The sequence below is a fragment of the Mycetocola sp. Y171 genome, from assembly GCF_056713165.1.
The window spans coordinates 218,837-232,544 of the sequence record NZ_JBWYGX010000002.1; the positions used below are offsets into that span (position 1 = coordinate 218,837).

Annotated in this window: 13 protein-coding genes and 1 pseudogene; 7 read left to right on the plus strand and 7 right to left on the minus strand. The window is 66.8% G+C overall.

Annotated elements, in window-relative coordinates:
* Positions 1–69 precede the first annotated feature (69 nt).
* Genes AC1M2K_RS10635 through AC1M2K_RS10645 form a run of 3 tightly spaced genes read left to right on the plus strand, consistent with a single transcriptional unit; the run spans position 70 to position 3,084 of the window.
* Positions 70–1,446 (plus strand): PhoH family protein, encoded by a 1,377-nt coding sequence (locus AC1M2K_RS10635; protein ID WP_480237133.1) that lies wholly within the window; start codon positions 70–72, stop codon positions 1,444–1,446.
* Between the two features lie 60 nt (positions 1,447–1,506).
* Positions 1,507–2,091: a prepilin peptidase gene (locus tag AC1M2K_RS10640; RefSeq protein WP_480240959.1), complete on the plus strand. Its 585-nt coding sequence runs from the start codon at positions 1,507–1,509 to the stop codon at positions 2,089–2,091.
* A gap of 9 nt (positions 2,092–2,100) precedes the next feature.
* The gene (locus AC1M2K_RS10645; RefSeq protein ID WP_480240960.1) at positions 2,101–3,084 is read left to right on the plus strand and encodes an aldo/keto reductase; all 984 of its coding nucleotides are present in this window, start codon (positions 2,101–2,103) and stop codon (positions 3,082–3,084) included.
* A gap of 78 nt (positions 3,085–3,162) precedes the next feature.
* Here the strand turns inward: AC1M2K_RS10645 and AC1M2K_RS10650 are convergent, their stop codons facing one another.
* The 5 genes and pseudogenes from AC1M2K_RS10650 to xseA all read right to left on the minus strand — a co-directional run.
* Positions 3,163–4,560: a class II fumarate hydratase gene (locus tag AC1M2K_RS10650; protein WP_480240961.1), complete on the minus strand. Its 1,398-nt coding sequence runs from the start codon at positions 4,558–4,560 to the stop codon at positions 3,163–3,165.
* A 58-nt stretch (positions 4,561–4,618) separates the two neighbouring features.
* Positions 4,619–5,269, minus strand: coding sequence for a carbonic anhydrase (locus AC1M2K_RS10655; RefSeq protein ID WP_480237129.1), 651 nt, complete (start codon positions 5,267–5,269; stop codon positions 4,619–4,621).
* Positions 5,269–5,919 (minus strand): DUF4245 domain-containing protein, encoded by a 651-nt coding sequence (locus AC1M2K_RS10660; RefSeq protein WP_480240962.1) that lies wholly within the window; start codon positions 5,917–5,919, stop codon positions 5,269–5,271. The genes AC1M2K_RS10655 and AC1M2K_RS10660 overlap by 1 nt, the downstream gene beginning before the upstream one ends.
* A complete protein-coding gene (locus tag AC1M2K_RS10665; protein ID WP_480237127.1) occupies positions 5,916–6,149 on the minus strand; it encodes an exodeoxyribonuclease VII small subunit in 234 nt (77 codons plus the stop codon). Before AC1M2K_RS10665 ends, AC1M2K_RS10660 begins: the two co-directional genes overlap by 4 nt.
* Positions 6,107–7,394 (minus strand): annotated as a pseudogene (gene xseA, locus AC1M2K_RS10670) (exodeoxyribonuclease VII large subunit); the annotation flags it as partial. The gene AC1M2K_RS10665 and the pseudogene xseA, both read right to left, overlap by 43 nt.
* Before the next feature lie 88 nt (positions 7,395–7,482).
* On the opposite strand from xseA, the gene AC1M2K_RS10675 reads away from it, so the two are divergent.
* Both AC1M2K_RS10675 and AC1M2K_RS10680 read left to right on the plus strand, forming a co-directional pair.
* Positions 7,483–8,517 carry a 4-hydroxy-3-methylbut-2-enyl diphosphate reductase gene (locus tag AC1M2K_RS10675; protein ID WP_480237364.1) on the plus strand — a complete coding sequence of 345 codons (1,035 nt, stop codon included), beginning with the start codon at positions 7,483–7,485 and terminating at the stop codon, positions 8,515–8,517.
* Positions 8,514–9,041 carry a DUF6264 family protein gene (locus AC1M2K_RS10680; RefSeq protein WP_480237126.1) on the plus strand — a complete coding sequence of 176 codons (528 nt, stop codon included), beginning with the start codon at positions 8,514–8,516 and terminating at the stop codon, positions 9,039–9,041. The genes AC1M2K_RS10675 and AC1M2K_RS10680 overlap by 4 nt, the downstream gene beginning before the upstream one ends.
* A gap of 71 nt (positions 9,042–9,112) precedes the next feature.
* On the opposite strand, the gene fbaA is transcribed toward AC1M2K_RS10680, so the two are convergent.
* Positions 9,113–10,138: a class II fructose-bisphosphate aldolase gene (gene fbaA / locus AC1M2K_RS10685; protein WP_480240963.1), complete on the minus strand. Its 1,026-nt coding sequence runs from the start codon at positions 10,136–10,138 to the stop codon at positions 9,113–9,115.
* 93 nt (positions 10,139–10,231) lie between these two features.
* On the opposite strand from fbaA, the gene AC1M2K_RS10690 reads away from it, so the two are divergent.
* Together AC1M2K_RS10690 and glpX are read left to right on the plus strand one after the other, a co-directional pair.
* The gene (locus tag AC1M2K_RS10690) at positions 10,232–11,191 is read left to right on the plus strand and encodes a fructose-bisphosphatase class II family protein (RefSeq protein ID WP_480240964.1); all 960 of its coding nucleotides are present in this window, start codon (positions 10,232–10,234) and stop codon (positions 11,189–11,191) included.
* A 153-nt stretch (positions 11,192–11,344) separates the two neighbouring features.
* The gene (gene glpX, locus AC1M2K_RS10695) at positions 11,345–12,328 is read left to right on the plus strand and encodes a class II fructose-bisphosphatase (protein ID WP_480240965.1); all 984 of its coding nucleotides are present in this window, start codon (positions 11,345–11,347) and stop codon (positions 12,326–12,328) included.
* Between the two features lie 24 nt (positions 12,329–12,352).
* Here glpX and AC1M2K_RS10700 read toward each other — a convergent pair whose 3' ends face one another.
* Positions 12,353–13,693 (minus strand): DNA recombination protein RmuC, encoded by a 1,341-nt coding sequence (locus tag AC1M2K_RS10700; protein ID WP_480240966.1) that lies wholly within the window; start codon positions 13,691–13,693, stop codon positions 12,353–12,355.
* Between the last annotated feature and the right edge of the window lie 15 nt (positions 13,694–13,708).

Genomic DNA, 13,708 nt, shown 5'->3' on the forward strand with positions numbered 1-13,708 from the left:
GTTCGACTCGAAACGTACGTGGCCGCACTCGCTGGAGAACCGAACCGAAAGGTTCGGCTGGGAGTGGCTATGACCGCGACACGCACCCACACAGCACAGCAGAGAACAGAAGGGCAAGCACAGAACACAACCTCACAGCCGTCACACCAGAAGCAGACCGAGCGTACCTATGTCCTGGATACCTCGGTTTTGTTGTCTGACCCGAAGGCGCTGTTCCGGTTCGCGGAACACGCCGTCGTGATCCCGGTGGTGGTGATCTCAGAGCTCGAGGGAAAGCGTCACGATCCCGAGATCGGGTACTTCGCCCGCCAGGCCCTGCGGATTCTCGATGAACTCCGGATCGAACACGAGCGGCTCGACTTCCCGATTCCCGTCGGCGAAGGCGGAACGCTCCGCGTCGAACTGAACCACTCCAGCATGGCCGTTCTCCCCAGTGGGTTGCAGCTCGGCGACAACGACTCCCGCATCCTCGCCGTGGCCATGAACCTGGCCAACGACGGACTCGCGGTGACCGTGGTCTCGAAGGACCTGCCTCTCCGGGTGAAGGCCGCGTCGATCGGTCTCGCCGCCGAAGAATATCTCGCCGAGCAGGCGGTCGATTCGGGCTGGACCGGGATGGCCGACATCACCGTCTCGGCGAACGAGATGAGCGACCTCTACGAGACCGAGATCGGGCTGTCGAAGTCGGTGGAGAACCTGCCGGTCAACACCGGTCTGGTCATCCACTCCGACCGTGGTTCGGCGCTCGGGCGGGTCACCGGCAAGCGGGAGTTCAAGCTGGTTCGCGGCGACCGTGACGTGTTCGGCCTCCATGGTCGCAGCGCCGAGCAGCGCCTCGCGATCGACCTGCTCCTCGACCCGGAGGTCGGCATCGTCTCCCTGGGAGGCCGAGCAGGGACGGGGAAGTCCGCGCTCGCCCTCTGTGCTGGACTCGAAGCCGTTCTGGAACGCCAGCAGCACCGCAAGATCATGGTGTTCCGTCCGCTGTACGCGGTCGGTGGCCAGGAACTCGGCTACCTGCCGGGTGACCAGGGCGACAAGATGAACCCGTGGGGCCAGGCCGTCTTCGACACCCTCGGCTCGGTCGTCTCCCAGAACGTCCTGGAAGAGGTGGTGGAGCGCGGCATCCTCGAGGTGCTGCCGCTGACCCACATCCGTGGCCGTTCCCTCCACGACGCGTATGTCATCGTCGATGAGGCCCAGTCCCTCGAACGCAACGTGCTCCTGACCGTCCTGTCGCGGATCGGCCAGAACTCGAGGGTGATCCTCACCCACGACGTCGCACAGCGGGACAATCTCCGGGTCGGCCGTCACGACGGCGTCGCCTCCGTCATCGAAACCCTCAAGGGTCACGATCTGTTCGCGCACATCACGCTGACCCGGTCGGAGCGGAGCAACATCGCCGCCCTGGTGACCGAGCTCCTGGAGGGTAACGAACTCGCCTGACAGCAATGCCGGGCTGTGGATAACCCCCTCGGGGCGCCACAGCCCGGCTAGCGTGTCGCCATGGCTCTGCAGACTGCACCTGGAATCGAGACAGATGCCCGTCGGCACCGGTTCCTGCTCGTGCGTCGCACTGCTGCCGCACTGATGCTCGCGGCCGTCGCCGCGCTCGCGATCGGGCCAGGTCCGCTCCTTCTTGGTCCGCTGGCCGTCGCCGCCGTCACCCTCGACCTTGTCCGTATCGACGTCGAGTCGAGCAGGCTGCCGAACCGGCTCGTCCTGCCCTGTTATCCGGCGGCCATCGCCGGGATCGCGCTGCACGGCATCCTGACCGGGTCGCCGCCGACCGTCGCGCTCGCCGCGGGCGCGGCCTGGTTCGGGTTTTTCCTGCTCCTGAACCTGGGCGGGGGAATGGGCATGGGCGACGTGAAGCTCGCCGGTGTGCTCGGGCTCTGCCTCGGTTCGTTCGGAGTGGTCCCCGCCGTGCTCGGGATCGTGCTGGCATTCGTCGCAGGAGGCGTCGCGGGGGTCGTCGTCCTGGCTCGCCGCGTGGGTGGTCGACACACCCGCATCCCGTTCGGGCCTTTCCTTCTTGCGGGCTTCTGGGTGACTCTCGCACTCGCTCCGATGACGGGGTCCACCCCGTAGGCTGTGGGCATGGAACAGCGCACCCTCGGCCGCACCGGCCACCCCGTCTCGATCATCGGCCTCGGCACCTGGCAGCTCGGCTCCGACTGGGGCGACGTGTCAGAGGCTGACGCACTCGCCGTGCTCGACGCCGCCGTCGATTCCGGCGTCACCTTCTTCGACACCGCCGATGTCTACGGCGACGGCCGCAGCGAGCAGGTCATCGGCCGGTTCCTCGCGGCGAATCCCGGAACCAACGTGTTCGTGGCCACGAAGATGGGCCGTCGCGCCGAACAGGACCCAGCCAACTACACGCTCGCCAACTTCCGAGAGTGGACAGACCGGTCACGCCTCAACCTCGGCGTCGACCGACTCGACCTCGTGCAGTTGCACTGCCCGCCCACTCCGGTGTTCTCCTCAGACGCCGTCTACGACGCCCTCGACACCCTCGTCGCCGAAGGCGCCATCGCGAACTACGGGGTGAGCGTCGAAACCTGCGACGAGGCCCTCGCCGCGATCGCGCGTCCTGGCACGGCGAGCGTTCAGATCATCCTCAACGCGTTCCGGCTCAAGCCCCTCGACAAGGTGCTCCCGGCCGCCAAGGAGGCCGGCGTCGGCATCATCGCCCGTGTCCCGCTCGCGTCAGGCCTGCTCAGCGGTCGCTACACGCCGACGACGGAGTTCGCCGCCGACGACCACCGCAACTACAACCGAGATGGCAGCCACTTCGACGTCGGCGAGACCTTCGCCGGGGTCGACTTCTCGACCGGTGTCCGTGCCGCGGCCGAACTGGCCTCGTTCGCCCCGGCAGGGCTCACGCCCGCTCAGGCCGCTCTGGCATGGGTAAGCCAGCAGGACGGCGTCACCTCGGTGATCCCCGGAGCACGGTCGATCGCCCAGGCCGAGGCCAACGCCGAGGCCGGCACGGCAGGCCCGCTTCCCGCCGCGTACCTCGACGCCGTGCGCACCATCTATGACGCCGACATCAAGTGCGCGGTCCACGACCGCTGGTAACCGCCGTTGACGCGAGTTGCCCGATCTGGCGGGTTCTGCCTGGACAGAACCTGCCGAACCGGGCAACTCGTGACGGGTTTAACCGGGGTGGGTCATCGACAGCAGGTCGAGGGCGCTGTCCAGCTGCTCCTCGGTGATGTCGCCGCGTTCGACGAAGCCGAGGTCGACGACGGCCTCACGGACCGTGATGCCCTGCGCGACGGCGTGCTTGGCGATCTTCGCGGCCTTCTCGTAGCCGATGATCTTGTTGAGCGGGGTGACGATCGACGGGGACATCCCGGCCAGAGCCTCAGCCCGTTCGACGTTCGCTTCGAGCCCGTCGACGGTCTTGTCGGCGAGAACGCGAGACGCGTTCGAGAGCAGGCGGATCGACTCGAGCAGGGCGGTTCCCATGACGGGGATCTGCACGTTCAGCTCGAACGAGCCGGATGCCCCGCTCCAGGCGATCGTCGCGTCGTTGCCGATGACACGAGCGGCGACCATGAGCACGGCCTCGGGAATCACCGGGTTGACCTTGCCCGGCATGATCGACGAGCCGGGCTGAAGGTCGGGGATGTGCAGTTCGCCGAGCCCGGTGTTCGGGCCTGAACCCATCCAGCGCAGGTCATTGCAGATCTTGGTGAGGCTCACGGCGATGGTGCGGAGGGCACCGGATGCCTCGACGAGTCCGTCGCGGTTGGCCTGCGCCTCGAAGTGGTCTGCCGCCTCGGTGATCGGGAGTTCGGTGTCCTCGACGAGCAGCTGGATGACCAGCTGCGGGAACCCTGCCGGCGTATTGATGCCGGTGCCGACGGCGGTTCCGCCGAGCGGGACCTCGGCGACGCGGGGGAGTGCGGAGCGGACCCGCTCGATGCCGAGCCGGACCTGGCGGGCGTAGCCGCCGAATTCCTGGCCCAGGGTGACCGGCGTCGCATCCATGAGGTGCGTCCTGCCCGCCTTGACGGCATCCTTCCACAGCTCGGCCTTCGCCTCGAGCGCGACGGCGAGGTGGTCGAGAGCGGGGATGAGGTCGTCGATGAGGGCGCTGGTGACCGCGATGTGCACCGACGTGGGGAATACGTCGTTCGACGACTGCGAGCAGTTCACGTGGTCGTTGGGGTGAACGGGAGAGCCCAGACGGGTTCCGGCGAGGTTCGCGAGCACCTCGTTCATGTTCATGTTCGACGAGGTCCCTGAACCGGTCTGGTACACATCGATCGGGAACTGGTCGTCGTAGCGGCCGGAGATGACGTCGTCAGCGGCGCCACCGATTGCCTCGGCGATGGCGGGGTCGAGCACACCGAGGCGGGCGTTGGCGGCCGCGGCGGCCTTCTTGATCCTGGCAAGCGCGGCGATCTGGGTCGATTCGAGTCCGGCGCCCGAGATCGGGAAGTTCTCGACGGCGCGCTGCGTCTGTGCGCTGTACAGCGCGTTCGCCGGCACCCGGACCTCGCCCATGGTGTCGTGCTCGATGCGGTACTCGGTGGTGTCAGACACGATGTGATCTCCTTGATGTGTGTTCTGCGACGCTGCTCTGCGTCGTTGTGCTGCGTTGTTACTCCGCCTCGGGGGTGGAGCTGATGTTTCCGATGATGATGTCTGGCACGGCGGTGCCTTCCAGAAGCTTGTAGTTGGCTCCGACGATACCGAGCGTGCCTGCGGCGATCGCGTCGCTGATCATCTCCGACCGTTCGAGCAGTTCGGCGACCGTGTCGCGCAGGTGCTCGCGACCGACCTCGAACGGGTCGGCGTTCTGGGGTTCGACGCCGCGGGCTTTCGCGACCCGGTGGACGGCGGGAACGATCTGCTGGATCAGGCCGTCGATGTGCGGGGGCAGCGGTGTCGCATCCGGCGCGCACGCGTCGATGGCGGCCCGCACCGCGCCGCATCCGTCATGTCCGAGGACGACGATGAGGGGAACGTGGAGGACGCCGACGGCGTATTCAAGGGACCCGACGACGGAGTCGGAGATGACCTGGCCGGCGTTCCGCACGACGAAGAGGTCACCGAGTCCCTTGTCGAAGATGATTTCGGCGGCCAGCCGGGAGTCGGAGCAGCCGAAGAGCACCACGTCCGGGTCCTGGGTGAGCGCGAGGGCTTCCCGTCGCTCGACGTCCTGGCGCGGATGCTCCGGTTCGCCCGACACGAACCTCGCGTTGCCGCGCTGCATGACTGACCATGCCTTGCTGGGCCTGAGAGTGGGCATTACTGGTCTCCCTCGTTCAGATTGGCCGTGACCTGATCGCTCAGTGCGGATGCCACGGTGAGGAATTCCTCCTCGGTCGCGGTTCCGAAGACGATGAAGGTCGACGTGCCTGCTTCGGTGGTCAGTGCATACTCGACGTTGCCGACGTCGTCGAGCTCCTGGTTGTCGTAGACGGTCCACTCGACGCCGTCGACGGTGAGGGTCGAAGAGGCCGCGGACTTCCTGAGCTGGTCGGAGAGCCAGGTCTCGTTGGCGTCGAAGCCCTGCGTGATCTGGATGAACTGGTCGGAGGGCGTGATCAGCCCGATGTTCCAGGACGACACCCCGCCCTCGGTGTCGGTTTCGGCGCGGTTCGCGCTCCAGCTGCCCGGGAGCTCGGGGTCGGCGAGTGGTGCGTCCGAGGACTTCTGAGCGTCGGCGGCGACGGCGTGATAGTCGACGTCCTCGAGGAGGGAGGTGTCTGAGCGGGGCACCGCCAGCGCGATGACCACGACGAGGGCGACGCACACGAGCAGTGAGTAGACGAGGTTGTTGATCGTCTTGCGTTTGCGGTAGTTCCGCGAGTTCTCGGCCTTGCGAGCGGCCGTCTCCTCGGGAGTTTCGGGGCGGCCGAGCTCAGCGACGACTCGCGGTGGGCGGCGGGGACTCATTCGGTGATCTGCGCCTCAGTCGACCCAGTCGCCGCGCGCGCAGCATCGAGCCGTGCCTTCGCGCCGATCAGCCAGTCCTCGCAGCGGCGTGCCAGTGCTTCGCCGCGCTCCCACAGGGCGAGGGACTGCTCCAGTGTCGGAGCCCCTTGCTCGAGTTCGGAGACGACGCGGACGAGTTCATCGCGCGCGTCTTCGTAGCTGAGGCTGGCCACCTCGGAGGTTTCTGGCATGGTCCAATCCTAACTGCGGACGGCTTCGGCCTCGTCCGGTTCTCCGTCCGAGTGGGCGGTGATCCGACCGGCGGCCAGGGTGAGGGTGAGGGCGGTGCCTGCTGGGGCATCCGCAGGGGTACGCAGGATGCCGCCGTCGACGCGCTGGGCGATCGCGTAACCCCTGTCGAGGGTGCGTTGCGGAGACAGTGCGCGCAGATGAGAGCGGAGGTCGGCGATCTCGCGCGAGCCGTGGTCGAGCATGCGCTCGATCAGTTCGGACCCGCGGGCAACGTATCGCGTGAGTTCCTGCGCCCTGGTGTCGACGATCCACGTCGCTGAGGCCAGGGCGGGTCGGGACCGGATCTGGTGGATCTTCGCGGTCTCCGTGTTGAGGTACGACGCCAGTTTCATTCCGAGCCGGGCATGGGCCTGCTGGACGCGAGCCAGTTCCTCGGTGACGTCGGGGACGACCCGCTTCGCCGCATCGGTCGGTGTCGAGGCACGGAGGTCGGCGACGTCGTCGAGGAGCGGCCGGTCGGCTTCGTGGCCGATAGCGCTGACCAGGGGGGTGGATGCCGCGGCTGCGGCCCGCACGAGCCGCTCGTTACTGAAACCGAGCAGGTTCTGGAAGTCGCCGCCACCCCTGGCGACGATGATGACATCGACCTCCGGATCGGCGTCGAGGCGCTTGATCGCCGAGATCACCTCGGGCACTGTGCGGTCGCCCTGGACGGTGGCATGGACGACGCGGAAGTTCACGGCGGGCCAGCGCAACTGTGCGTTTCGGATGACATCCTTCTCGGCGTCCGAATCCTTGCCGGTGATCAGCCCGATGCAGTGCGGCAGGAATGGGAGCCGCTTCTTGCGCGATACGTCGAACAGGCCCTCACCGGCCAACTGGGTGCGCAGGCGCTCGAGGCGTTCGAGGAGATCGCCGAGCCCGACGTGCTTCATCTGCAGCACCTGCATGGTCAGGCTTCCGCCCTTGACCCAGTAGTTGGCCTTGATCAGGGCCACGACATGATCGCCGTGCTTGAGGTCATCGGGGATCCGTGCCTTCACAGACGACCAGATGGTGAAGCCGACCGTGGCGTCCTGGTTGAGATCCTTGAGCTTGCCGTAGATGTTCCCGGCCGAGGTTCCCCACTGAGTGATCTCGCCCTCGACCCAGACCGTGCCGAGCCGGTCGATGTAGTCCCGGATCTTCGCGCCGAGCAGGCCGACCGGCCACGGATTCTCTGCGGTGGCGGGGGCGTCCGGCATCCGTTTGCTCTCTTCTTCGTCGTCCAGCGTGTGCACATCGGGAGCCACCTACAATTGGAACGTGAGTGACGCAACAATCAGCCTGCCCATGCCGAGAATCCCCGGCGTGCGTTCGAGGCTCAAGGATACCCCGGTGGTCGGACACAAGCGGGTGCTGCTCGCTGCGCCCCGCGGGTACTGCGCCGGTGTGGACCGTGCCGTCATCGCTGTGGAGAAGGCGCTCGAGCACTACGGCGCCCCCGTCTACGTGCGCAAGCAGATCGTGCACAACATCCACGTGGTCTCGGAACTCGAGAGCCAGGGTGCGATCTTCGTCGAGGAGGTCGACGAGGTCCCCGAGGGGTCGCACATCGTCTTCAGCGCGCACGGGGTCTCTCCCGCTGTGGTGAACGCGGCATCCGATCGTGGCCTGCAGGCCATCGACGCCACCTGCCCCCTGGTCACCAAGGTCCACCGCGAGGCCGTTCGGTTCGCCCGAGACGACTTCGAGATTCTGCTGATCGGCCATGAAGGCCATGAAGAGGTCGAGGGAACCGCAGGCGAAGCGCCCGAGCACACGACGCTCGTCGGCAGCCCAGACGAAGCAGACACCGTTCAGGTCAGGGACCCGGACAAGGTGGTCTGGCTCTCCCAGACGACGCTGAGCGTCGACGAGACAATGGAGACGGTCCGCCGCCTGCGCGCCAGGTTCCCGAACCTGCAGGACCCACCCAGCGACGACATCTGCTACGCCACCCAGAACCGCCAGGTCGCGATCAAGAAGGTCGCGAAGGATGCCGACGTCGTGATCGTCGTCGGCTCGGCGAACTCCTCCAACTCGGTCCGGCTCGTCGAGGTCGCCATCGAATACGGGGCGAAGACGGCGTACCGCGTCGATTACGCCAGCGAGATCAAGCAGGAATGGATCGACGGGGCCGAGACCATCGGTGTGACGAGCGGCGCATCGGTGCCCGAGGTTCTCGTGACCGAAGTGCTCGACAGCCTTGCGTCGGCGGGATACGTCGACGTCCAGGAAGTGAAGACGGCCGAAGAGGACCTCATGTTCTCGCTGCCGAAGGAACTCCGCACCAATCTGAAGGGCGCCAAGGACTCCCGAGCCCTCGGCGGACGCAACCGACCATGAGCGACTCTCCCCGCCCGCGCCCGCAGTTCGGCGAATACGCTACGCCAGACGAACAGCGCGCGGCCATCAAGGTACCGCTTGACGACATCGAGCCGGTTCCCGTCGAATCGCAGGTGTCGCCCACCAGCCACATCAGCGTCCAGACGCCGGAACGCAAGGCGCCGAGCGGTGACCGGTTCGCCACGGTGCTTCTGCTCGGTATCGGACTCGTGACGATCCTCCTGTCGTTGTCCGCCCTCGTCGATCTGCCGGATGCCATCACCGCCGCGTTCGCGCAGCTGGATGTCGGCGAGTTCACCTCCACCGGTCTCGCCGCGACAATGGGCTGGACCGCCATCGTCGTCGAGGTGCTGCTCTGGGGTCTCGCCCTCTGGCTCTCGCTCCGTGCGCTCGGCCGCGGCAAGGTCGCCTGGTGGATTCCGCTCGTCTTCGGCGTGATCGCGAACATCGCCGTGTTCGCCTGTATCGCCATCGCCATGGCAGGCGACCCGGCTTTCGCCGAGTACGTCAACCGGATGAACTGACCGCTTTTCCCGTGGAATGACGGATGCCCCGGCCGAATCGGCCGGGGCATCCGTCGTTGTTCGGGCGGGGATCAGCCGCGAGAGTGTCCTGCCGAGCCGAGCTGGCGGGTCGATTCGACGACGCGAGCGGCCATGGCGGACTCGGCGACCTTGCCCCAGGCGCGGGGGTCGTACACCTTCTTGTTTCCGACTTCGCCGTCGACCTTGAGCACGCTGTCGTAGTTCTTGAGCATGTAGTCGGCGATCGCACGGGTGTACGCGTACTGGGTGTCTGTGTCGATGTTCATCTTGATGACACCGTTCGCGACGGCCTCGGCGATCTCGGCGTCCGTCGAGCCGGATCCGCCGTGGAAGACGAGGTCGAGGGGCTTGGCAGCCGTGCCGTACTTCGCGGCGATCCCGTCCTGGATCTCCTTGAGCAGCTCAGGCTTGAGCTTGACGTTGCCCGGCTTGTAGACGCCGTGCACGTTGCCGAAGGTGAGAGCTGCCATGTAGCGGCCGTTGTCGCCGAGGCCGAGCGCTTCGACGGTCGCGATCGCGTCATCGAGGGTCGTGTAGAGGTGCTCGTTGATGTCGTGGCTGACACCGTCTTCCTCGCCGCCGACGACGCCGATCTCGACCTCGAGGATGGCGTTGATCGCGCGGGTGCGCTTGATCATTTCCTTGGCGATCTCGAGGTTCTCGTCGAGCGGAACGGCTGAACCGTCCCACATGTGCGACTGGAACAGCGGGTTGCGGCCGGCCTTGACCTCTTCTTCGGAGGCGGCGATGAGCGGCATCACGAAGCCGTCGAGGGCGTCCTTCGGGCAGTGGTCCGTGTGCAGCGCAACGGTGACGGGGTAGTTCTTCGCGACCTCGGTGGCGAACTTCGCGAAGGCGATCGCTCCGGCAGCCCGGTTCTTCACGGTGTGCCCGGCGAAGTAGTCTGCGCCTCCGGTGGTGACCTGGATGATGCCGTCAGAGCCTGCTTCGGTCAGACCCTGGAGTACGGAGTTGATGGTCTGAGAGCTCGACACGTTGAATGCGGGATAGGCAAAGCCCTTCGCCTTCGCGGTGTCAAGCATTTCTGCATACTGCTCTGGGGTTGCGACGGGCATAGCTTCTCCTTGACGAGATGGATGTCTTCGGATTCAGTGTAGCGATCAGCCCATCGGCGACGCGTCCGCGCGGGGACAGGGCAGGATGGAGCCGTGCCTTCTCCTGCCCTGACCCCCGACGTCCTCGAGGGCTTCACCCACGCCACGCGCAGGGCGGCCATCGCCACTCTGGACCTGATCGGCTCAGGCGACAAACACGAAGTGGACAGGGTCGCCGTCGTCGCCATGCGCGACGCGCTCGCCTCCCTCGACGTCGACGGGCTCGTCCTCGTCGGGGAAGGCGAGAAGGACGAAGCGCCGATGCTCCACATCGGCGAGAGGTTCGGTTCAGGCAACGGACCGGCCGTCGACATTGCCGTCGATCCCGTCGACGGAACCAGACTCGCCGCCGAGGACCGCCCGGGATCGGTCGCCGTGCTCGCCGCTGCCGCCCGCGGCACGCTGTTCGACATCGGTCCGGCGCACTACATGGAGAAGCTGGTGACGGATGCTTCGGGCCTGTCGCTTGATCTGGCCGCCCCGCTGCGCGAGAACCTCGCGCGCCTCGCCGCAGCGCGCGGCATCAGTGTCAGTGATCTCGTCGTCGCAGTGCAGGACCGGCCGAGGAATGCCGCGTTCGCGGCGGAGGCGACCGCGGCCGGTGCCCGGGTCGATCTCTTCGGCGACGGGGACGTCGAACGCTCCCTGCTGGCCGCTCAGACCGGCACGGAGATCGACCTCGTCGTCGGCATCGGGGGAGCACCTGAGGGAATCCTCACGGCCGCGGCCGTTCGCGCGCTCGGCGGGCAGATGCAGGGCCGACTCGCGCCGCAGCGCCGCAGGGAGGCAGACCGCATCCGTCGGGCCGGTCTCAGCACCGGCACGATCCTCACACTCGCCGATCTCTGTGCCGGAGATGCCTGGCTGTTCCTCACGGCCGTCACCGACTGCCGGCTGGAGACGGGCAGCGTCCTCGCCGGCGTTCGGGTCGACGGGGACCACATCGTCACCCGCTCCTGGAGCGTCGGGCCGGGAATCGACATTCGGGACACCGAGGTCCGAACACCTCGCTGACAATGCGACGCAGCCGCGCACGGGTGGTGTCGTTCGCCGAGGCGACCGCACATGCGTTCATCTTCGTGGCCCGGGGAGTGGGTCGCCGATAAGCTGAAGGGGTACACAGCGAGCCCGCCATCGCAACGCCGTCGTTTTCGATTAAGGACCATTGTGACCACCGACAATTCTTCGCTCCTCGCACACCCGGATCGCAACCTCGCTCTAGAGCTCGTGCGAGCCACTGAAGCGGCAGCGATTCGCGCCGTTCCGTTCATCGGCCGGGGAGACAAGCTCGCCGCCGACGGCGCTGCGGTCGACGCCATGCGCGCGTTCCTCGGAACGGTGAACTTCGATGGACTCGTCGTGATCGGTGAGGGCGAGAAGGACGAAGCCCCCATGCTCTACAACGGGGAGCGTGTCGGCAACGGCCGCGGCCCCGCCTGCGACATCGCCGTTGATCCGATCGACGGCACGAGCCTCACCGCGGCCGGGCGACAGAACGCCCTGTCGGTCATCGCCGTGTCCGACCGTGGCACGATGCTCGACGCGTCCAGCGTGTTCTACATGGACAAGATCGTCACCGGCCACGAGGGGATCGGTGTCGTCGACATCCGCAAGCCGATCGGTGAGAACATCCGTGCACTCGCGAAGGCGAAGGGCAAGTCCGTCGGTGACATGACCATCGCCGTCCTCGACCGCCCGCGCCACGCGCAACTCATCGACGACATCCGTGCAGCCGGCGCGGGAACGCGGCTCATGCTCGACGGCGACGTGGCCGGCGGCATCAATGCCGTCCGTGACTCGACCCGTATCGACATGTGCGTCGGCGTCGGCGGAAGCCCTGAAGGCATCGTCACCGCGTGTGCGGTCAAGGCCCTCGGCGGTCTGATCCAGGGCCAGTTGTGGCCGAAGGACGACCTCGAGCGCCAGCGTGGCATCGACGCCGGTCTCAAGATGGACTACGTCTACGAAGCGAACGAGCTGGTCGCCAGTGACAACACGTTTTTCGTCGCCACCGGAGTGACCGACGGTGGGCTCGTGGACGGCGTGCGCCGGCTCGGCTCCATCATCCGTACGGAGAGCGTCGTGCTCCGGTCCAAGTCAGGCACCATGCGCCGTATCGTGGCCGAGCATCTCGCGGAGAAGTGGCTCTAGGACCTACGTTCCGCTGCAGCCCGGTCAGTTGTTGGCGCGGTCACGGATCTCCTGGGTGATCCTGCCCGCCTCGATCCCGCTGTCGAGTTCGGAGACGAGTTCGACGGCGGCGAGGTCGCGAGCCGACTCGTCGAGGGAGGCGAGCGGAGGGATCGTCTTCGACTCGTCGAGCACGTTGAGTTTGCGTGCCGAGGGCAGGACCTGGCGTTCGAGTGATCCGACGAAACGGTTGTAGTCGGCAACGGTCGCCTTCACCGAGCGTCCGAGCTTGTCGATGTGTCCGGCCATCGTCGCCAGGCGGCCGTAGAGCTCGCGGCTGAGGTCGAAGAGGGTCTTCGCCTCCTGGGAGACGACATCCTGCTGCCAGCTGAACGCCACCGTCTTCAGCACCGACCACAGGGTGACGGGGGAGGAGAGGGCGACGCGCTTGCTGAACGCGAACTCCATGATGGTCGGGTCGGCCTCGAGGGCGCTGGAGACGAGTGACTCGCTCGGGATGAACGCGATGACCATCTCCGGGCTCGCGTCGAGGCCGTCCCAGTAGGTCTTGCTGCCGAGCGCGGTGATGTGGTCACGCACCGCCTTCACGTGCGCCTTCAGCAGGAGCGCCCGGCGGGCGAGTTCGGGTTCGGATGCCGTCAGCGGGATCGCACTCGCCTCGATGTACGAACTGAATGGCACCTTGGCATCCACGGCGATGCTCTTGCCGCCGGGCAGGTAGACGACCATGTCTGGGCGGCCGGCGCCGCTGTCGCTCGTCACGCTGGACTGAACATCGAAGTTGACCCGTTCGAGCAGGCCGGCGGCTTCGACCACGCTCCGGAGCTGCGTTTCACCCCACACCCCACGCGTGGAGTTGTTGTTCAACGCCGCTGCGAGCGATTCAGCCGTCGAACGGAGTCGTTCCTCTGACTCGGTCGCACTCCGCAGCTGCTGGGCGAGTTCGCCGTGCTGGCGGCTGCGCTGGGTTTCCAGTTCGGTCACCTTCAGCTGCATCTCCTGAAGGCTCTCGCGCACGGGGGCGAGCGCCTGCAACACCCGGCTCTCGGCGCGGGCGCGTTCGGCCTCGTCGTCGCGCTCGCGGCGGTGCCGGTCGACGAGGTCCTGGTACTGGTCGCGTTGAGCGTCGATGCGCTCCTGCAGGGCTTCTGCCCGGGTCTCGGCACGGGCCAGGAGCTCGGCGAGCTGGGCCTGGCGTTCACCCTCTGCTGCGCGCAGGCGCATGAGTTCGGACTCGTGCCTGGCCTCGGTGACAGCCGGGTCGACCGAACCCGTCGACCGTCGCCGAACGACGACGAGCGTGGCCAGGGCGCCGACGAGAGCGCCGAGCAGTACTCCGAGAACGAGAGCCAGTATGGGATCCATGTCGCCAGTGTGACA

Coding starts and splice junctions, on each gene's coding strand:
- AC1M2K_RS10635 (WP_480237133.1), top strand. CDS start 70: ATGACCGCGACACGCACCCACACAGCACAGCAGAGAACAGAAGGGCAA.
- AC1M2K_RS10640 (WP_480240959.1), top strand. CDS start 1,507: ATGGCTCTGCAGACTGCACCTGGAATCGAGACAGATGCCCGTCGGCAC.
- AC1M2K_RS10645 (WP_480240960.1), top strand. CDS start 2,101: ATGGAACAGCGCACCCTCGGCCGCACCGGCCACCCCGTCTCGATCATC.
- AC1M2K_RS10655 (WP_480237129.1), bottom strand. CDS start 5,269: ATGCCCACTCTCAGGCCCAGCAAGGCATGGTCAGTCATGCAGCGCGGC.
- AC1M2K_RS10660 (WP_480240962.1), bottom strand. CDS start 5,919: ATGAGTCCCCGCCGCCCACCGCGAGTCGTCGCTGAGCTCGGCCGCCCC.
- AC1M2K_RS10665 (WP_480237127.1), bottom strand. CDS start 6,149: ATGCCAGAAACCTCCGAGGTGGCCAGCCTCAGCTACGAAGACGCGCGC.
- AC1M2K_RS10675 (WP_480237364.1), top strand. CDS start 7,483: ATGCCGAGAATCCCCGGCGTGCGTTCGAGGCTCAAGGATACCCCGGTG.
- AC1M2K_RS10680 (WP_480237126.1), top strand. CDS start 8,514: ATGAGCGACTCTCCCCGCCCGCGCCCGCAGTTCGGCGAATACGCTACG.
- fbaA (WP_480240963.1), bottom strand. CDS start 10,138: ATGCCCGTCGCAACCCCAGAGCAGTATGCAGAAATGCTTGACACCGCG.
- AC1M2K_RS10700 (WP_480240966.1), bottom strand. CDS start 13,693: ATGGATCCCATACTGGCTCTCGTTCTCGGAGTACTGCTCGGCGCTCTC.